Genomic DNA, 18,919 nt, shown 5'->3' with positions numbered 1-18,919 from the left:
TATCTCTAACAACCTAAGATGTTTAAAGGTGATTTTATACACTAGAGCAAAAAACCGCCTAAACAAGCGGCTTTTTTTAGTCGGAAAAACTTACTCCTTCTTCAAACGCTCAATCCCTAACATCTTAAAGATATATTTTTGATAAGCAGGCTCTGTGTTGCCTGTTTTCATATTACGAATAAAAAATTTCTCAAAAGCAATCTTAGCAAGATGCATCATTTTACCTTTTTTCGCCCAAGTCACATTTCTCGGTGGAATCTGTGGCATCGCAACAAACGCTGCACCCGTGTCGCCCATATCTGCGATACAAACAGCATTCCAAGTTGGAATATTTGACGGCTCTTTACCGTTAATCATATCTTCGATATTGTGGACAACAGCGGTTACCATGGATTCAATCATATAGCCCGTTTTCGGCGTACCGCACATAACAGGGGTTGCTTCAACAGGGGGGATGGCAATATTGACACCAAGTGAGAAAATATTATTTTTAACGGGGGACTGATGATATTCGTTGACGAATACAAAGCCTCGTGGGTTGACAAAGCCAGAGTCAACATCTGCTAAATTAGCAACGGTATCAACACCTTTAAAAGCAGGTAATAACATTGTGTAAGCACTTGGAATTTCTACACTTTTAACACTTTCTCCATTGTCATCGCATTCATCAATAACCACCTTATCTGCTTGTACAGAAGCCACTTTAGAGTTAATGTGCCATTTAATGTGTCGATGGCGACATTCAGCTTCTAGCAAGCCTTTAGAATCACCAACACCGCCCAAACCTAAATGACCAATATAAGGCTCGGGAGTGACAAAAGTAATGGGACACTTGTCACGAATACCGCGTTTTCTCAAATCAGTTTCCATGATGGTTGCAAATTCATACGCAGGACCAAAACAAGAAGCACCTTGTACGGCACCGACAACGATTGGACCACCACCGTTTTCACAAAAGTCTTCCCATTTTTGGTGGGCTAACTCAGCATGTGCCGTGGTACAGATGGAGACACTATGTCCATCTGGGCCTAAGCCCTCCACTTCATTAAACGCTAATTTAGGACCTGTTGCTAACACTAGATAATCATAATCAACAGTCTGATCACCAACCATCACTTGGTTTTCATTTGGTTTAATTTGGGTAGCTTCACCAACAATCAAATTAATTTTTTTGCGTTTTAATTTAGGCTCAAGCTCAAAACTAATGTCATTTTCAGAGCGCCAACCAACGGCTACCCATGGATTTGAAGGGATAAAGTTAAAGTTTGGGTTATTAGAAATAACCGTTACTTCGTGATTTTTTCCCAGTGTTTTCTTGATATCATAGGCAAAAGGTAATCCGCCCGTACTTGCTCCAATAACGACAATATGTGCCATAGTTAACTCTCCTTTTTATTTTAAAAGTGACATTATTAATTATATTGTGCTAACTGTCAAATACATTAAAACATTATTGTATTTTAATGTAGAGACCTTTGTATAAATATGAATAATCATCAAAACGCCATCTTTCATCAAATTACAAACTTTTTAAAAACACCCTTAGCCCTGCTAGGAGTGGATTTAAAAAATTTCCAATTTAATAAAATCTGTCATTTTGCTAATCATCCCTATTTATGCAAAGGTCTCGTAGTTAAAAAATGATAAATTCCTTGAAATTATCTTCAACCTTTATTATCTAAACTGTATAATTCTGAATTTTGTGAGTTTGTGGTTTTGGATTTTGGCAATAAATAAAGCAATGCCAAAGGTTCAGTTAGTCGTTATGTTGGCGTCTATTACTTACTTTTCCACAATAGATGCGGGGATTTCTGCACTTTATGGGGGCATAATTGGTTTGATTAACACAGCGTTAATTGATCGACATACAAACAAGCAAATAAAGGATATAACTATTAGTGCCCAAGCAGGGGTTGGGATGATGGCCATCAGTGTGATAATGCGAATGGCAATCGTGGTGAGTTTGACTTTAATCGGATATTTTAGTTTTGGATTGAATGCAGAGGCACTCATTATTAGTTTGGTTTCAGGATTAATTAGTTTTTTATTGGATAAGGTTTTACAAAAATAACAATGTCAGCAGGAAATGAGCTTATCGCTTCGGGCGATTATATTAAACATCACTTACAGAATTTGACTTATGGTCAAAATCCGGATACTGGTGTTTGGGAATTAGCACATACCGCAGCTGAGGCTAAGGCAATGGGCTTTATGGCATTACATTTAGACACTTTAGGGGTTTCATTCTTACTAGGTGCTGTATTTTTATTCTTTTTTTATCGTATAGGTCAAAAAATGACCACCGATACACCATCAGGTGCACAAAACTTTATTGAAAGTGTGATTGAGTTTATTGATGAAAATGTGCGGGGTTCGTTTAACGGCAAAAACCCATTGGTTGCGCCTTTGGCATTAACAGTATTTATTTGGATTGTGTTGATGAACACGATGGATTTAATCCCCGTTGATTGGGTGCCACAAATCGCTCAACATATTGGCGTGTTCTTTGGTGCTGACCCGCATCATGTCTTTTTTAAAGTCGTACCAACCACAGATCCAAATGCAACTTTCGGCTTGGCAATTGGCGTATTCTTGTTGATGTTGTTTTATAGTATTAAAATTAAAGGTTTTGGCGGCTTTACTGCAGAATTAACCTTACATCCTTTTTCGTCTGACAATATATTTCTTAAGATTTTATTGATACCGGCTAACTTTTTCTTAGAATTTGTTTCCTTAATTGCAAAGCCTGTATCGCATTCACTGCGTTTGTTTGGTAACATGTACGCTGGTGAGATGATTTTCATTTTAATTGCATTATTGCCATTTTGGATTCAATGGACATTATCATTGCCGTGGGCAATTTTCCACATTTTGATTGTATTACTACAAGCCTTTATCTTTATGACATTGGTAATTGTGTATATGGATATGGCACACGACGAAAGCCATTAATTTTTTAAAAAATAGGAGTAAGAAAATGACAGAAGTACAAGCAACATTATTTTTAGCGGGTTCAATCTTAATGGGTTTAGGTGCATTAGGTGCGGCGGTAGGTATCGGTATCTTAGGGGCAAGATTTTTAGAGGGTGCAGCGCGTCAACCAGAGCTTATCCCAATGCTTAGAACGCAAATGTTCATTGTCATGGGTCTAGTAGATGCAGTACCAATGATTGCGGTAGGTATCTCAATGTATATCTTATTTGCGGTTACCGGTTAATAACTTTTTATTTGAAAGCAAGGTTTAAGTTATGAATATTAATTTGACAATGATTGGGCAATTAATTATGTTCGCCATGTTTACATGGTTCTGCATGAAGTTCGTATGGCCGCCGATTGTTGCCGCTATGGAGGCGCGTAAAAAGCGTATCGAAAGTGGTTTGATTGCAGCGGAACGCGGTTTGTCTGAGCATAAAGAGGCACAGCAAAAAGCACAAGAAATGATTAATCAATCAAAAGACCAAGCGGCTGCCATTATTGCCAATGCAACAAAACAAGCATCGGGTATGGTTGAAGATGCCAAAGACACTGCTTCTCAAGAGGCGGAACGCATTAAAACACAGGCACATGCTGAAATTGAACAAGAGTCAAAACGCGTGCGTAACGAATTAAAAGACCAGGTGTCTATTTTGGTTATGCAAGGTGTGGGCGCAGTTTTAGACAAAGAAGTAGATGGCGAAACCCATCAGGGCATGCTGACAAAACTGTCACAAACTTTATAAGGATTAAGCAGTGGAATTAACAACAATCGCCAAGCCTTATGCCAATGCAGTTTTTGAAATTGCACAGCAGGGCAAGTCTCATTCAGACTGGAAAGCAGTGTTAGAAGTGGGTACATTGATTGCAGAAGATGCGATGATGTGTGCATTTGTGGCTTCGCCCAGTGCCAGTAAGTTAAAAAAGGCAAAAGCGGTAATTGCGGTGTTCGAATCTTCCTTAGATAGAGCATTAAGCAAAAAAGAAAAAGCCTTTATTGGTTTGTTATTAGAAAATGGGCGACTGAGTGTATTGCCAAGTATCTTAGCGTTATTCAATGCCAAGACGGGTCTTGAGAGTGATGCGAAAGTATTTCAGATAACGAGTGCCTATCAATTAAGTACAGAAGAAGAAAAGAAAATTGTTAGCGATTTAGCAGATAAATATAATACCACAGTGCGTATTAACACAATGGTAGATAAAAATTTGGTAGGTAGTATAGTGATCAAAGAAGGTGACAAAGTAATTGACTTGTCGGTCAAGGCGCGTGTAGATGCGCTGAGTTCGTGTTTGTCAATCAATTAATTTAAAATTTTAAAAGAGGAAGGGTTATGCAATTAAACGCCAGTGAAATTAGTGATTTAATTAAAAAACAAATAGAGGGCTTTGATTTTGCAGCGGAAGCACGCACAGAAGGCACAGTAATCAGCGTGAGCGACGGTATTGTTCGTATTCACGGCTTAGCTGATGTGCAGTTTGGTGAAATGCTTGAGTTTCCAGGCAACACATTCGGTATGGCACTTAACTTGGAGCAAGATTCCGTTGGTGCGGTTGTTTTAGGTGAATATCTACATATTTCTGAAGGCGACACAGTGAAGTGTACTAATCGTTTGGTAGAAGTGCCTGTTGGCGAAGCAATGTTAGGTCGTGTCGTCAATCCATTAGGCAAAGCCATCGATGGTAAAGGCGATATTAAAACCCCGCATTCGCGTCCATTGGAAGTGATTGCACCGGGTGTGATTGACCGTCAATCTGTTGACCAACCCATTCAAACGGGTGTTAAGGCGATTGATGCGATGGTGCCAGTCGGTCGGGGTCAGCGAGAGTTAATTATTGGCGACAGACAAACGGGTAAAACTGCCGTTGCAATTGATGCCATTATCAACCAAAAAAACACCGGTGTTAAGTGTGTGTATGTTGCAATTGGTCAAAAAGATTCCTCTGTAGCAGCGGTTGTGCGTAAATTAGAAGAGCATGGGGCAATGGAAAATACCATTGTCGTCAATGCAGGTGCTTCTGATTCGCCCGCATTACAATACATTGCACCGTATGCAGGTTGTTCAATGGGTGAGTATTTCCGTGATATTGGCGAAGATGCACTCATTGTATATGATGACTTAACCAAACAGGCTTGGGCTTATCGTGAAGTATCCTTGCTATTGAAGCGTCCACCGGGTCGTGAAGCCTATCCAGGGGATGTATTCTACTTGCACTCTCGCTTATTGGAACGCGCCTCGCGAATTAATGCAGATTATGTAGAACAATTAACCGATGGTAAAGTGAAAGGCAAAACAGGATCATTAACCGCTTTGCCAATCATTGAAACTCAGGGTGGCGATGTATCCGCATTCGTACCAACCAATGTAATTTCTATTACCGACGGTCAGATTTTCTTAGAAACGGACTTGTTCAACTCAGGGATTCGCCCAGCGATTAATGCTGGTTTATCCGTCTCCCGAGTCGGTGGTGCAGCACAAACTGACATCATTAAAAAATTAGGTGGCGGTATTCGTCTTGACCTTGCACAGTATCGTGAATTAGCAGCATTTGCACAGTTTGCATCTGACCTTGATGCAGAAACCAAAGCACAAATTGACCGTGGTCAGCGAGTAACAGAATTGATGAAGCAAAACCAATACTCGCCACTCTCAGTGGCTGAAATGGCGGCGTCATTATTCGCAGCAAACTCAGGTGCATTAGATGATATTGAAGCCAATAAAGTGGTTGATTTTGAAGCGGAGTTAATCGCTTATATGGGTGCAAATCAAACCCCATTAATGGATAAGATTAACGAAACAGGTGACTATAACGATGCCATTATTGCCGAGTTACAAGCAGCAATTGATGACTTTAAAACAAATCATACTTGGTAGATAGAGCAGAATAATGGCAAGCGGAAAGGAAATTAGAACGCAAATTGCGAGTATTAAAAATACGCAAAAAATTACTTCGGCAATGGAAATGGTCGCAGCGTCTAAAATGAAAAAAGCACAAAACAGAATGTTGGCATCTCGCCCTTATTCTGACAAGATTTCTCAAGTGATTGGGCATTTGGCTTACGCACATTCAGAGTTTAAGCACCCCTATATGAAAGAAGCGGGTGAAGTGAAACGAGTGGGCATCATTATTATTTCTAGTGATCGTGGTTTGTGCGGTGGTTTAAACACCAACCTATTCAGAAGTTTATTAAAGCAAGTAGTGCAATACCAAGCCCAAGGTATCGAAGTTGATATTTGCACCATTGGTAAAAAAGCCACTGCATTCTTTAAAAATACTGGATTAAGCATTAAATCAGTATTGACAGATTTAGGCGATGCCCCTCATTTTGACGACCTATTAGGCACCGTCAAAGTGATGCTAGATGCGTATGACGCTGGGGAAATTCAGCAGTTATCCGTTGCCTATAACAAGTTTGAAAACACCATGACACAAGTGCCAACAGTAACACAGTTAGTGCCAATGGTTGCAGGGGAAGTAGACGGTATGGAACATCATTGGGACTACATCTACGAGCCAGATGCAGAAGTGGCATTAAGTGCATTATTAGTGCGCTACATTGAGGCTTTAGTTTACCAAGGTTTGGTTGAAAATATCGCTTGTGAGCAGTCATCAAGAATGATTGCTATGAAAAATGCAACAGACAATGCAGGCGATATGGTGCAAGATTTAGAATTGGTTTACAACAAAGCAAGACAGGCGGCAATTACTCAAGAAATCTCCGAGATTGTAAGTGGTGCAGCTGCTGTATAAATATTAATTAGTGAAAGTTTAAAAAAGAGGAAAAGTAAAATGAGCAACGGAAAAATTACACAAGTTATTGGCGCGGTTATCGATGTCGAATTTGCAGAAGGCAGTATTCCAAATATTTACGATGCCTTATTAGTAACCGAAACAGGGTTAACCTTAGAAGTGCAGCAGCAATTAGGCGATAATACTATTCGTGCCATTGCAATGGGGACTTCTGAGGGACTAAAACGCGGATTAGAAGTAACCAATACGGGTTCAGCAATTAAAGTGCCAGTAGGCACTAAGACTTTAGGCCGTATTATGAATGTATTAGGCGAGCCGATTGATAATGCTGGCGACATCAATCCAGAAACAGAATGGGAAATTCACCGTTCTTCCCCTGCTTATGATGAATTAGCCCCTGCAGCAGAATTATTAGAAACTGGCATTAAAGTAATCGACTTAGTTTGTCCATTCGCTAAGGGTGGTAAAGTGGGCTTGTTCGGTGGTGCTGGTGTTGGTAAAACTGTTAATATGATGGAACTTATCCGTAACATTGCGATTGAGCATTCAGGTTACTCTGTATTTGCTGGTGTTGGCGAGCGAACTCGCGAAGGTAACGACTTCTATCACGAAATGAAAGAATCAAATGTCCTAGACAAAGTGTCGCTAGTTTATGGACAGATGAATGAGCCTCCGGGAAATAGATTGCGTGTTGCTTTAACAGGTTTAACAATGGCTGAATATTTCCGTGATGAAGGTCGTGATGTGTTATTATTCATTGACAACATTTATCGTTACACATTAGCAGGTACGGAAGTCTCCGCACTCCTAGGTCGTATGCCTTCGGCAGTAGGCTATCAACCAACACTAGCATCAGAAATGGGCGCATTGCAAGAGCGTATTACTTCCACCAAAAAAGGCTCAATTACTTCAATCCAAGCAGTCTATGTGCCAGCAGATGACTTAACTGACCCATCGCCAGCAACAACTTTTGCGCATTTAGATGCCACGGTTGTTCTGTCTCGTCAAGTAGCGGAATTGGGTATTTACCCTGCAGTAGATCCATTAGACTCTACCTCTCGCCAACTAGACCCACTTATCGTTGGAGAAGAACATTACAATGTCGCTCGTGGCGTTCAAGGTGTGTTGCAACGCTATAAGGAACTAAAAGACATTATTGCGATCTTAGGTATGGATGAATTATCTGAGGAAGACAAGCAATCCGTTTCTCGTGCTCGTAAAATTCAGCGTTTCCTGTCTCAGCCATTTTTCGTAGCAGAAGTATTTACAGGTGCAGCAGGTAAATATGTATCGCTCAAAGATACTATCTCTGGCTTTAAAGCAATTCTTGATGGCGAAATGGACGACTTACCAGAACAAGCTTTCTATATGATGGGCTCTATTGACGAAGTGCGCGAAAAAGCGGCGGAGAGTGCGTAAATGACTATCCATGTTGATGTTGTCAGTGCAACGGAATCACTCTATTCGGGTGCAGCAAATTGTGTATTTGCCCCCGCATCAACGGGTGAGTTAGGTATCTATCCAAAACATGTCGCCCTGCTATCAACATTAAAACCAGGTGAAGTTCGCATTGAAACTGACAAAGGCATAGAATCTATTTATGTTTCTGGTGGTATCGTTGAAGTGCAGCCTGATATAGTCACCATCTTCTCTGACACGGCAATCCGTGCTGGAGATTTGGATGAAACCAAAGCCTTAGAAGCCAAACAACGAGCAGAAGAAGCAATGTCTGATGCCGAAGGCAGTCAAGATATTTCTTCAACCCAAGCGGCACTTGCTGAGTCAATGGCACAATTACAAATGATTGGTAAAATGCGTGGTAAAAAAGTTTAATAATTAGAGACCTTTGCATAAATATGAATAATCATCAAAACGCCATCTTTCATCAAATTACAAACTTTTTAAAAACACCCTTAGCCCTGCTAGGAGTGGATTTAAAAAATTTCCAATTTAATAAAATCTGTCATTTTGCTAATCATCCCTATTTATGCAAAGGTCTCAATTAGACACAGATTTTCTTAAAATCTACAATTTTCCCTTTCTTCACAAAAACGCCTTCTTCTTGAAGGCGTTTTATTTTTAGGTTAATGTCATAAGCGAAACCGCCCAAATCTCCGTTTACACTCACGACACGATGACAAGGCACTTCGGGTGCGAATGGGTTTTTGTTCATGGCACTACCAACGGCACGATACGCATTAGGGCGGTTAATGAGTTTGGCTAGTTTTCCATAGGTCGTTACTTTACCGGCAGGGACTTTTTCTGTTAAGGTGGTGTAGCACAGTTGTTGAAATTCGGTCATTGTAGATATTTTGCCATTGCTTGGTCAAAATTTCCTTGTGCTTTAAGGATAAAATCACAAATTTCCCGCACTGCACCGTTGCCGCCTGATTTTTCCGTGGTTAAGTCGGCGTGTTGTTTTACCAAATCGTGTGCATTGGCAACGGCAACGGCAAAACCCACTTTAGTCATCACGGGCAAATCAATCACATCATCGCCTACATACGCCACCTCAGTGGCAGATAAATTCAGTTTTTGCAATAAATCATTAAATGCCACGACTTTGTCTGCTTGCCCTTGATAAAAATGCACAATGCCTAAATTTTCCATTCGATGTTTAACGGCATTTGATGTTCTGGCAGAAATCACAGCAGGTTCAACGCCATTGTCTTTGAGCATTTTAATGCCATGTCCATCGAGTGCATTAAAGCGTTTGAATTCGGTGCCATCTTCGGTGAAATACAAACCGCCATCGGTCAAAACACCATCGACATCAAAGATAATGAGTTTAATTTTTTTTGCTAATTTGTCTGTGCTCATCTATTTTGCTCCAATTAAATGCACGCCCTGGGTCGGTTTTTCTGCCGGGGGCAATATCGCTATGTCCAACAATGTATTTTATGGGATATTGCTGGCATAAATCCGCTAAAATTTTATTCAATTGCTGATATTGTGCCTCAGTATAGGCAATATCATCCGCCCCTTCGAGTTCAATGCCAATAGAAAAATCATTGCAATTGTCCCGTCCACGATAAGAGGATACCCCAGCGTGCCAAGCTTTATCGGCAAAATCTACAAACTGAATGCACTCGCCATTGCGTTTAATTAATAGGTGACTGGATACTTTGAGATGCTGGATACTGGCAAAATATGGATGTGCAGAAGGGTCGAGTTGGTTTTGGAAAAAATCTTCAATATAACGACCGCCAAACTCACCGGGTGGCAAACTGATATTGTGAATCACCAGCATATCAATCTCAGCCGTCCGCTTGCTGAAATTGGGTGAGTGAATGTGTTTAAATGTCATTATTTTTTCATTGCCTTATGATAACAATTTAGCCACTCGTCTGCATCTTGTTGGCTGTATTTTCCTGTGCTTGCTCCTGATAAATCTAGTGTTTCTGAGGCAGATTTAATGCGTTCAATTGCCTCAGTAGCACACATACTACTAACTGCCTTTAACTCAGCAATAAGTTGCGATTTTTGCGTGTCATCAAGTGCTTTGTACATTAGACCTCGGATTTCTTTAGTAGTGTCTTGATCGATTTGTTGCTCTATTCTTTGTTTAAAATCGACGTAATGTACATTTGTATGAGCCCCTTGTAATCGTGCATTATTCAAATTCGCCCCTTGTAATTGTGCCTCCCTCAAATCTGCCCCTTGTAATTGTGCGTCCCTCAAATTCGCCTTTTGTAATCGTGCATTATTCAAACATGCCCCTTGTAATTGTGCAAACCTCAAATTCGCCCCTTGTAATTGTGCAAACCTCAAATCCGCCCCTTGTAATCGTGCATTCAACAAATCCACCCCTTGTAATTGTGCACATACTAAACCTGCTCCTTGTAATTGTGCCTCCCTCAAATCTGCCCCTTGTAATTGTGCATTACTCAAATTCGCCCCTTGTAATTGTGCCCCCCTCAAATCTGCCCCTTGTAATTGTGCATTATTCAAACATGCCCCTTGTAATCGTGCATTATTCAAACATGCCCCTTGTAATTGTGCATCCCTCAAATTCGCCTTTTGTAATTGTGCACCCCCCAAATCTAATGTTTTGCCATAAGTGCAGTGGTGTAGATAGGTTTTACTTAAATTTACGCCTAACAGACTGATGTTATTGGTGGGAAAATTATGATTAATCAGTAAATTAAACCACTCTTCGCTGGCAATAATATTAAGTTGCTTGGTGAATTGGCAACTGTTTATCGCAATTGTTATATTTTCAAATTCACCCTCGTTTACTTGCTTTAGAATTTTTTGATGTTGAGTTGCTAAACTGGCACGAAAAATCTCGTATGCACCCCGTCTCAAGCTGTCACCATATTCGCCTTTGAGATAAGCACGCAAGGAGTGCAGAGCGGATATTTGCAGGGCGATTTTGTTGCCTTGATTGTCTTTATCACCCTCAATATTGCCCGTTGCCCAGCGTTGTAGTTGTTGAAACTCTTTGAGATTGGTGTCTTTTCTGGCATTTTCTAATTCTAATAATTTATTTTTGTCACGGAATGCCCAAATAATAAAAGCAATAGGTGCTGTTATTATGAGAGTAGTGATAGAAATAATACTTTTTACACCTATTGTGATGTTTTTGAGAATTTCCCACTCATAAGGATTTTCGTAAATAAACCAAAAAAATACAAGTGACAATACAGTGAACAATATAACCAAGAGTATTCTTATTCCAGTGGAAGGTAAATTTGTGTATTTATTATGTTTTTGTTGTAATTTTTTGATTTTTGTGTTGTGTACTATTAAACTTCTAAACCCGTAAACAAGAAAACACAGACTTCCAAAAAGAACTATGAAAATCGATATAAGACATTCAGGAAAAAACTTAAGTAATATTGGAAAAAATACACTAATTAATGTTAATAAGAATAAAAAAACCACTTCAGTAGTTGACTTATTAAAGCGTTCTGCAAATAAGTATAAATGGTCTTGAATAAACTCAAAGAATGGTTTTTTTATGCTGTTTTTAGATTCGTTCAAAATACCGCCCCCTTAAAAGTAACCGTGGACTGCGTTCATCATCAACAAACCCACTGCGTTTGTGAATCACATTATTACATATAATCCCTTGATTTTGCGTTATTAAATGTTGAAAATGATAAGGACTACCTTGCGCTAAAATCTCATCTAACAATGCCACCGCTGCACGCACTTCATCGGCAAATTGCACATTTTTTTTGCGTTGCGTATAACGCAAATACAGTCGCTTATTGTCCTGCATAAAAATCGCACCCGTTGACTCAGGGCGTAAAATTTTGCCTTTTTCACTGTGTGCGGGGATGGTCATTGCATTGGTTCGGGTCAGTAGTGCGGCGGCTTCTGGGCTTTGTTGGCGTAACAAAATATAGAGTATTTCATTGTCCAGCCAGCTATTTTCTCCGCCACTGCTAGCAGGATTGACACAGAATAAACTAAAACTGCGAATGCGTTGCTCAGGCGGGTTGTAATAGCCGTCGGTATGCCAGCCGATGGCTTTGTTTGTATAGGGGATAAATTCGCCTTGTTGTGGGTTGCTGGTGGGGGTGATGTGTGCTAAGGTGTCGTTATTCACAAATAGGTGGCGGTCATATGCTTTTAAGCCCAGTTGTTGATTTAAGTGGACGATTGCGTGGCTGTAATCTGCTTGGGTTTGGGTTTGAATGAGGGCGAAATTATTTTGCTGGCAAAGGCTTTGGATTTTGCTTTTTTCTGCTGTCGTTAGTGTCAGCGGATTGTGTATATCAACAATACAGGGGTCAAGTTTGCTGGCTGCCTTGGCTAATTTTTCATCTCGCCAAAACTGATAATCGGATAAATTGGTTAAAACATTAGCCATTCATACGCTTGTTAATGGTCCATTGTTGTGCAATAGAGAGCGTATTGTTAAATACCCAATAAAGTACCAAACCTGATGGGAACCATAAAAACATAACGGTAAACACGAGAGGCAATGCCATCATAATCTTGGCTTGCATTGGGTCAGGTGGTGGCGGGTTGAGTTTTTGTTGCACAAACATTGAGATGCCCATAACGATGGGGAGGATGTAGTAGGGATCCATAGCGGATAAGTCTGATAGCCACCAGAATGCGGTTTGGCGTAATTCAACTGTGTCCAGTAGCATCCAGTAAAAGGCAATGAATACGGGGATTTGCACCATAATCGGCAAGCAACCTGAGGCAGGATTAATTTTTTCTTTTTTATACAGTTCCATGGTTTTTTGCCCCATTTTCTGTTTGTCATCGCCATAGGTTTCTTTGAGTTTTGCCAATCTGGGTGCGAGTTTTCGCATGCCTGCCATTGAGCGATAAGATTTTTCACTGAGTGGATAAAACACCAGTTTAAGCAATAGCGTAATAATAATAATTGACCAGCCCCAACTGCCAATAAAATCGTTAATCTTATGTATGCTCCAAGATAAAGGATCTGCTAAGATGTCTAGCCAACCGTAGTCTAGTGTGTAGTGTAAGCCTGTTGCTACTTTTTCAATCTGACCATATGTCTTAGGTCCGATATACAATTTGTTGGTATCCAGCGTTAGGGTAGTGCCAGCGGCGACATTGGTTTGTTGGTTGGCATTGGTGAGTTTGTAAACTTGGTTGCTGGTGCTAGCAGAAAAATGTTGGACCTGGGTTTGGTCGGGAATCCACGCTGCCATAAAGTATTGTTGCACCATTGATATCCAGCCACCTTCGGCTTGTTGTGGCTTGAAATCTCCCCAGTCTTCAAAATCATTTTTTTGCACGCTGTCGGCTACTTTGTCATACACAATACCGCCACTAAAGGTAGGCATCATTAGATTGGATTTGTCAATGGCATTGCGACTCAAACGCACATAGGATTTAACGGGGATGGCTTGGCTGGAATGGTTGCTGATTTGATAATCGACGCCCACAACATAACTGCCTTTTTTGAAATGATAATTTTTTACCACTTGGATGCCGTCTTTACCCTGCCATGTGAGTGGCACTACCAATTCATCGGTATGCATTTGATAGTGGGTATTAGTAGAATTAAAGCGAGATAAGTGGGTCGGTAACAAATTATTACTGGACGCTAAGCCACTTTGTGCTTGGAATAATTGCCCTGCTTTGTCGCTTAATAGCTGGAATTTGTCTTCACCGCCTATTTTGATAGGATAATCGTTTAAGAAGGCATTTTGAATGGTGCCGCCCTTATGGCTAATCTCTACTGTCAACAAATCCGTTGTTACCGTGGTAAACCCGCCTTTTTGGGTGACGCTTGGTGCAGTGGGCAAGTCAATTTCTGCTGTTTGCTGTATGTCCATCGTCGGCACATCGGTCTTGGTTGCAGTTGTCGTTGCATCTAAATGGGTTTCGGTTTTATAGACTGTGTTGCCATTTGCATCTTTAGTTTGCACAATCTGCCATTTATCCCAAAGAATAAAAACCGTCAGAAAAATAGCAAAGCCTAAAAATAATTTTTGATTGTTCATAATAATATTACCTTTAATGTAAATGTTTTTTATCTGGCACTGGGTCAAAACCGCCTTGATGCCAGGGATGGCATTTGCCAATGCGTTGAATACTCAGACGCAACCCTTTGAAAAATCCGTGTGTTTGCACAGCCTCATAAGCATATTGCGAACAAGTGGGGTCAAAACGGCAATTAGAGCCCAATAAAGGGCTGATGAATAATTGGTAAAATTTAATCGGAAGTAATAATAAATATTTCATCAGTCTTGTGTTACCTTTTTCATTAAATCCAATAATTCTGCAGATAAAATAGCATTTTTTACCGACTTTGAACGCCTTGCCATCACCACAAAATCCCAGTGTTCCAACTGCTGTTTTTGCACTCTAAAAGTTTCTCGTGCAATGCGTTTATATCGGTTTCTATCGACTGCCAAACGATGCACCTTCTTCGAAATAGCCAGCCCTAAACGGGGTGTATATGCATTAATAGGTTTTGCAACAATTTGCCAATATTTTCCTTTTGCGAATTTACCGCCTTTAAAAACAGTGGCATATTCATTGGCTTTAAGAATTTTGGCTTCTTGCCCTAACCCAAAAGACCGAAAAGACATTAGGCAGTTAAACGCTTGCGTCCTTTCCTTCTACGGGCGTTAATCACTGCACGACCCGCTTTGGTACTCATTCTTGATCTAAAACCGTGGGTGCGTTTGCGTTTAATAACACTCGGTTGGAAGGTTCTTTTTTGTTTCATAATTATATACAGTCAAATAAAAATGGGCAATTTTACCATAAACACGGTGTTACAATAAAAATATAGCAATTTTTAGAGCAAGTGGAAAATGGATTTAGTTTATTGGTTAATGCTATTAAAAGCACCCCATGTTGGCACACGCACTTTTTATAAGGCCTTGCAAATTTTTGAAACCCCTGAGCAAGTATTCTCAGTCACCCACTCTGCCCGTAAAGAGAGTGGTGTATTTCGTCAAGATGCACTGGATTTTTTAACAACAAACGACACCACCTTGGTGCAAGCCGATCTCGACTGGGCAAAAGCGGGCGATTGTCATATTCTGACTTTAATTGACAAAAACTACCCGGAACAACTGAAAACCATTTCCGATCCACCGCCCTTGCTCTATGTCAGAGGCGATATTGCTTGTTTATCATTGCCACAACTCGCCATTGTCGGCTCTCGTAATCCCAGTTCTGGTGGTCAGGAAAATGCCCAAACCTTTGCCAGTACCTTGGCAAAATTGGGCCTGGTAATTACCTCTGGGATGGCAAGTGGTATTGATGCCAGCGCACATATTGGTGCGTTAGAAGCCAATCAACCAACTATTGCCGTGTGTGGCACGGGGCTGGATAGAATTTATCCCGCAAAGCACAAATCTTTGGCACACCAAATTGCCAAAAAAGGCGCGTTAATTTCTGAATTTTGTATCGGCACTTCACCCATTGCCAATAATTTTCCAAGACGAAATCGCATTATTAGTGGGCTGAGTTTAGGCACTTTGGTGGTTGAAGCCAGTGTTAAAAGTGGCACGATGATTACTGCAAAACTAGCAGCCGAACAAGGCAAAGAAGTGTTTGCCATCCCGAGCTCTATCCACAATCTTTTAGCAAAAGGCTGCCATCAACTCATCAAAAATGGGGCAAAATTGGTGGAAAATATTGATGATATTTTGGATGAATTACAATTTGAGCCATTAAACATCCTACAAAAAAATAATCCAACTATTTCTAAAAAAGAGATAGACAGCACCCCCTTTATACTATTAAAATACCTGAGTTACGATGCAATGAGCATTGACGAAATAGTAGAAAAAAGCGGACTTAGTCCCCAAATCATTACCCAAGAGTTGCTTTTATTAGAACTCGACAATGTAGTGGCAAAGGTTAATGGCTCTAGTTATGCGCTAACTAAATGAGGTTTTATGACAAATAATAATATTCTTGATGTGCTAACTTATATGTTTGATTATCTGTTTGAGATCGCAGACGAATCAATCAATGAAATCGACGACATCGCCTTAAAAGCACACCTTTCAGACGCTGGTTTTGAAGTAACCCGCATTGACAATGCACTTGACTGGTTAGAAAATATTGCCACCTCACAAGACGGCAAAGTGCAAGTATTTCCAAATACTCAAGGTGGTATGCGTATTTATAGCAGTGCAGAAAAAATCAGATTAGACGCTAAATCTCGTGGTTTTCTATTATTTATGGAAAATATAGGGCAAATTACCGCCATCCAACGCGAAATTGTCATTGAGCAAGTAATGTCATTAGATGAAAATTCCATTCACCTTGACGACCTAAAATGGATAGTGATGATGGTCATCGGCAACAGCAATGTGGACGAAGTTTCAGCAGAATGGCTCGAATCTATTGTTTTTCTTGACGACAATAGGATCGTGCAATAATGTCAAAAAATCTGGTCATCGTCGAGTCCCCTGCCAAAGCCAAAACCATTGAAAAATTTTTAGGCAAAGATTTTACCGTTAAATCCAGTATCGGTCACATCCGCGATATGCCTAAAAAAGGAATGGGCATTGACATTGAAAACAACTTTGAACCTACCTATGAAATCACCAGTGATAAGAAAAAAGTCGTTGCTGATTTACGCAAATCCGTCAAAATTGCTGAGAAAGTTTATCTCGCAACAGACGAAGACCGTGAAGGGGAGGCAATCGCTTGGCACCTGCTCAAAGCCCTTAATTTACCCGATAACACACCCAGAATTGTTTTCCATGAAATCACCAAGGGGGCAATTACTAGCGCCATCACCCAGCCTAGAATTGTTGACCAAAATATCGTTGACGCTCAACAAGCCCGTCGCATCATCGACCGCCTAGTCGGTTTTGAAATCTCTCCCGTCTTATGGCGTAAGGTTGCAGGCGCTCGCTCCGCAGGTCGTGTGCAATCGCCAGTGATGCGTTTGGTCGTTGAAAGAGAAAGGGAAATCACAGAACATATTGCTAAAAATACCTATAAAGTCAAAGCCGAATTAGTCAACAATGCTGGCGAAATTATCGATGTTAAACTCAGTAAAGACTTTACCAGCAAAGACGAAGCATTGACCTTTGCCAACGCACTTTTAAAGAGTGATTTCAGCGTTGCCTCTATTGAAAAAAAACCCTCAAAGCGCTCACCAAAGCAACCTTTCATCACCTCTACCCTGCAACAAGAAGCCTCGCAAAAACTAGGCTTTTCAGTCAAACAAACGATGACACTCGCACAAAATCTCTACCGAGAAGGTGCAATTACCTATATGAGAACCGACTCATTCACTCTATCAGAAGAGGCAATTTCGGCCGCCGAAAAAGTGATTAAGCAAGAATTTGGCGAGCAATATCATCATGCCAGACGCTATAAAACCAAAGACGCTGGTGCCCAAGAAGCTCACGAAGCCATTCGCCCGACCGACTTAACCAAGCCCAGTATTTTTGGCATTGAAGACCAGGCTGCCAAACTCTACAGCCTAATCTACAAACGCACTCTAGCCTCGCAAATGAGTGATGCACAATTAGAAAGAACGCAAATAAAAATCAACCTTTCAAATCGCGATGAGCAATTTTTAGCCAACGGTGAAGTGCTGGCATTCCCAGGCTTCCTACGCGTCTATGACTACCTATCATCAGAGGACAAATTATTGCCAAACCTCGCCCAAGGCGATAATTTAAAGTTAACCAGTTTTACCGCCAGAGAAAGTTTCTCAAAAGCAAAACCGCGTTACACCGAAGCCTCGTTGGTGAAAAAAGTCGAAGAAATGGGCATTGGCAGACCCTCAACTTTTGCTACGATGGTTTCCACTGTGCAAGAGCGAAATTATGTTACCAAAGAAACCAGAGAAGGTGTCAAACGCGAATACCAACTGATTGAAATCAACGACGGCATTATTGCCCAATCTACCCCCGTTGAAACAACAGGTGCAGAAAAAAACAAACTGTTTCCCACCAGTGTTGCCTATTTGCTTACCGATTTCTTAGTCAAATATTTTGACGATATCATCGACTATCAATTTACCGCAAAATTAGAAAGCGACTTTGACACCATTGCCACCAAAAACACTCCATGGCAAGGTGTGGTCAAAAATTTCTACACCCCTTTCCACAAAAAAATTGAAGGCGCCGAAGACATTTCCAGAGAAGAAGTCAGCGGTATGCGTGAACTCGGCACCGACCCAAAAAGCGGCAAACCCGTCAGCGTTCGTTTCGGCAGATACGGTGCATTCGCCCAAATCGGTCACAAAGACGACGAAGACAAACCCTTATTTGCCTCACTTCGCGGCTCACTCAATATTGAAACCATCACTTTTGACGAAGCCATAGAACTCTTCAATATGCCCCGCACCGTTGGCGAAACCAACGACTTCGGCATCATCAAAGCCAACTACGGCCGCTTCGGTCCCTACCTACAATACGGCAAAAAATATGTCTCCCTCAAAGAACTCACCCCCGAAGAAGTTACCCTAGAAGAAGCCCTAATCCTCATCAAAGCTAAAGAAAAATTCGACGCCGAACGCATCATCAAAACCTTCCCCAACTCCGAAATCCAAATCCTCAACGGTCGCTTCGGTCCCTACATCTGGAACGGCAAGAAAAAAGGCAAAGGTCAAAAAAACATCACCATCAAAAAAGTCTTCGGCGAAAAAGAACCTGCCGACCTTACTCTAGAGGAGTGTAAAAAAGCGGTTGCTGGTAAACTCAAGCCTAAAGCCAAACCTACAAAGAAAAAGGCAGTTAAGAAAAAAGTTGTTAAAAAATAGACTAAAATT

At 40.8% G+C, this 18,919-nt stretch carries 24 protein-coding genes; 14 read left to right on the top strand and 10 right to left on the bottom strand.

From position 1 onward, the window contains the following. Positions 1–90 precede the first annotated feature (90 nt). Positions 91–1,377: an NAD(P)/FAD-dependent oxidoreductase gene (locus AB8525_RS06330; RefSeq protein WP_369176924.1), complete on the bottom strand. Its 1,287-nt coding sequence runs from the start codon at positions 1,375–1,377 to the stop codon at positions 91–93. A 108-nt stretch (positions 1,378–1,485) separates the two neighbouring features. Here AB8525_RS06330 and AB8525_RS06325 point away from each other — a divergent pair, with 108 nt between their 5' ends. From AB8525_RS06325 to AB8525_RS06275, 11 genes are all read left to right on the top strand, one after another. Next, positions 1,486–1,644: a hypothetical protein gene (locus tag AB8525_RS06325; RefSeq protein ID WP_369150227.1), complete on the top strand. Its 159-nt coding sequence runs from the start codon at positions 1,486–1,488 to the stop codon at positions 1,642–1,644. Positions 1,645–1,741: 97 nt separating this feature from the next. Continuing rightward, positions 1,742–2,071 carry an ATP synthase subunit I gene (locus AB8525_RS06320; protein WP_369176922.1) on the top strand — a complete coding sequence of 110 codons (330 nt, stop codon included), beginning with the start codon at positions 1,742–1,744 and terminating at the stop codon, positions 2,069–2,071. 2 nt (positions 2,072–2,073) lie between these two features. After that, complete coding sequence (gene atpB / locus AB8525_RS06315; protein ID WP_369150223.1) at positions 2,074–2,952, top strand: F0F1 ATP synthase subunit A; 879 nt, start codon at positions 2,074–2,076, stop codon at positions 2,950–2,952. A 25-nt stretch (positions 2,953–2,977) separates the two neighbouring features. Continuing rightward, positions 2,978–3,217, top strand: coding sequence for a F0F1 ATP synthase subunit C (gene atpE / locus AB8525_RS06310; protein WP_369176920.1), 240 nt, complete (start codon positions 2,978–2,980; stop codon positions 3,215–3,217). Positions 3,218–3,248: 31 nt separating this feature from the next. Continuing rightward, complete coding sequence (locus tag AB8525_RS06305; protein ID WP_369176919.1) at positions 3,249–3,719, top strand: F0F1 ATP synthase subunit B; 471 nt, start codon at positions 3,249–3,251, stop codon at positions 3,717–3,719. A 10-nt stretch (positions 3,720–3,729) separates the two neighbouring features. Beyond that, positions 3,730–4,278 carry a F0F1 ATP synthase subunit delta gene (locus AB8525_RS06300; RefSeq protein ID WP_369176918.1) on the top strand — a complete coding sequence of 183 codons (549 nt, stop codon included), beginning with the start codon at positions 3,730–3,732 and terminating at the stop codon, positions 4,276–4,278. Between the two features lie 26 nt (positions 4,279–4,304). Further along, the gene (atpA, locus tag AB8525_RS06295) at positions 4,305–5,846 is read left to right on the top strand and encodes a F0F1 ATP synthase subunit alpha (protein WP_369176916.1); all 1,542 of its coding nucleotides are present in this window, start codon (positions 4,305–4,307) and stop codon (positions 5,844–5,846) included. A 13-nt stretch (positions 5,847–5,859) separates the two neighbouring features. Further along, positions 5,860–6,723 carry a F0F1 ATP synthase subunit gamma gene (atpG, locus tag AB8525_RS06290; RefSeq protein WP_369176915.1) on the top strand — a complete coding sequence of 288 codons (864 nt, stop codon included), beginning with the start codon at positions 5,860–5,862 and terminating at the stop codon, positions 6,721–6,723. Between the two features lie 39 nt (positions 6,724–6,762). Beyond that, on the top strand, positions 6,763–8,142 hold the full coding sequence (atpD, locus tag AB8525_RS06285) for a F0F1 ATP synthase subunit beta (RefSeq protein WP_369176914.1): 1,380 nt from the start codon (positions 6,763–6,765) through the stop codon (positions 8,140–8,142). Continuing rightward, positions 8,143–8,556 carry a F0F1 ATP synthase subunit epsilon gene (locus AB8525_RS06280; protein WP_369176913.1) on the top strand — a complete coding sequence of 138 codons (414 nt, stop codon included), beginning with the start codon at positions 8,143–8,145 and terminating at the stop codon, positions 8,554–8,556. A gap of 23 nt (positions 8,557–8,579) precedes the next feature. Beyond that, the gene (locus AB8525_RS06275; protein WP_369150368.1) at positions 8,580–8,729 is read left to right on the top strand and encodes a hypothetical protein; all 150 of its coding nucleotides are present in this window, start codon (positions 8,580–8,582) and stop codon (positions 8,727–8,729) included. Here AB8525_RS06275 and AB8525_RS06270 read toward each other — a convergent pair. From AB8525_RS06270 to rpmH, 9 genes are all read right to left on the bottom strand, one after another. Then, a complete protein-coding gene (locus AB8525_RS06270; RefSeq protein ID WP_369176911.1) occupies positions 8,726–9,025 on the bottom strand; it encodes an MGMT family protein in 300 nt (99 codons plus the stop codon). The two genes, AB8525_RS06275 and AB8525_RS06270, sit on opposite strands and share 4 nt — an antisense overlap. Beyond that, complete coding sequence (gene kdsC / locus AB8525_RS06265) at positions 9,022–9,543, bottom strand: 3-deoxy-manno-octulosonate-8-phosphatase KdsC (protein ID WP_369176909.1); 522 nt, start codon at positions 9,541–9,543, stop codon at positions 9,022–9,024. The genes AB8525_RS06270 and kdsC overlap by 4 nt, the downstream gene beginning before the upstream one ends. Next, the gene (ampD, locus tag AB8525_RS06260; protein ID WP_369176907.1) at positions 9,512–10,030 is read right to left on the bottom strand and encodes a 1,6-anhydro-N-acetylmuramyl-L-alanine amidase AmpD; all 519 of its coding nucleotides are present in this window, start codon (positions 10,028–10,030) and stop codon (positions 9,512–9,514) included. Before ampD ends, kdsC begins: the two co-directional genes overlap by 32 nt. Then, positions 10,030–11,367, bottom strand: coding sequence for a pentapeptide repeat-containing protein (locus AB8525_RS06255; RefSeq protein ID WP_369176906.1), 1,338 nt, complete (start codon positions 11,365–11,367; stop codon positions 10,030–10,032). The genes ampD and AB8525_RS06255 overlap by 1 nt, the downstream gene beginning before the upstream one ends. 328 nt (positions 11,368–11,695) lie before the next feature. Further along, on the bottom strand, positions 11,696–12,544 hold the full coding sequence (locus AB8525_RS06250; RefSeq protein ID WP_369176904.1) for a TauD/TfdA family dioxygenase: 849 nt from the start codon (positions 12,542–12,544) through the stop codon (positions 11,696–11,698). Next, complete coding sequence (yidC, locus tag AB8525_RS06245) at positions 12,537–14,162, bottom strand: membrane protein insertase YidC (protein ID WP_369150187.1); 1,626 nt, start codon at positions 14,160–14,162, stop codon at positions 12,537–12,539. Before yidC ends, AB8525_RS06250 begins: the two co-directional genes overlap by 8 nt. A gap of 13 nt (positions 14,163–14,175) precedes the next feature. Then, positions 14,176–14,403, bottom strand: coding sequence for a membrane protein insertion efficiency factor YidD (yidD, locus tag AB8525_RS06240; RefSeq protein ID WP_369150186.1), 228 nt, complete (start codon positions 14,401–14,403; stop codon positions 14,176–14,178). Further along, the gene (rnpA, locus tag AB8525_RS06235) at positions 14,403–14,753 is read right to left on the bottom strand and encodes a ribonuclease P protein component (RefSeq protein ID WP_369150185.1); all 351 of its coding nucleotides are present in this window, start codon (positions 14,751–14,753) and stop codon (positions 14,403–14,405) included. The genes yidD and rnpA overlap by 1 nt, the downstream gene beginning before the upstream one ends. Next, positions 14,753–14,893 carry a 50S ribosomal protein L34 gene (gene rpmH, locus AB8525_RS06230; RefSeq protein ID WP_369176902.1) on the bottom strand — a complete coding sequence of 47 codons (141 nt, stop codon included), beginning with the start codon at positions 14,891–14,893 and terminating at the stop codon, positions 14,753–14,755. Before rpmH ends, rnpA begins: the two co-directional genes overlap by 1 nt. A 109-nt stretch (positions 14,894–15,002) precedes the next feature. Here rpmH and dprA point away from each other — a divergent pair, with 109 nt between their 5' ends. Genes dprA through topA form a run of 3 tightly spaced genes read left to right on the top strand, consistent with a single transcriptional unit; the run spans position 15,003 to position 18,910 of the window. Further along, positions 15,003–16,070, top strand: coding sequence for a DNA-processing protein DprA (gene dprA, locus AB8525_RS06225; RefSeq protein ID WP_369150183.1), 1,068 nt, complete (start codon positions 15,003–15,005; stop codon positions 16,068–16,070). A gap of 6 nt (positions 16,071–16,076) precedes the next feature. Continuing rightward, entirely contained in the window at positions 16,077–16,565 is a 489-nt protein-coding gene (locus AB8525_RS06220) for a DUF494 family protein (RefSeq protein WP_369176901.1), read from the top strand. Then, entirely contained in the window at positions 16,565–18,910 is a 2,346-nt protein-coding gene (gene topA, locus AB8525_RS06215) for a type I DNA topoisomerase (protein ID WP_369176899.1), read from the top strand. The genes AB8525_RS06220 and topA overlap by 1 nt, the downstream gene beginning before the upstream one ends. The last annotated feature ends 9 nt before the right edge of the window (positions 18,911–18,919 follow it).

This window comes from Candidatus Thiodubiliella endoseptemdiera (assembly GCF_964212635.1).
Lineage (GTDB): Bacteria > Pseudomonadota > Gammaproteobacteria > PS1 > Pseudothioglobaceae > Thiodubiliella > Thiodubiliella endoseptemdiera.
This window is presented reverse-complemented; position numbering and strand designations above follow the sequence as displayed.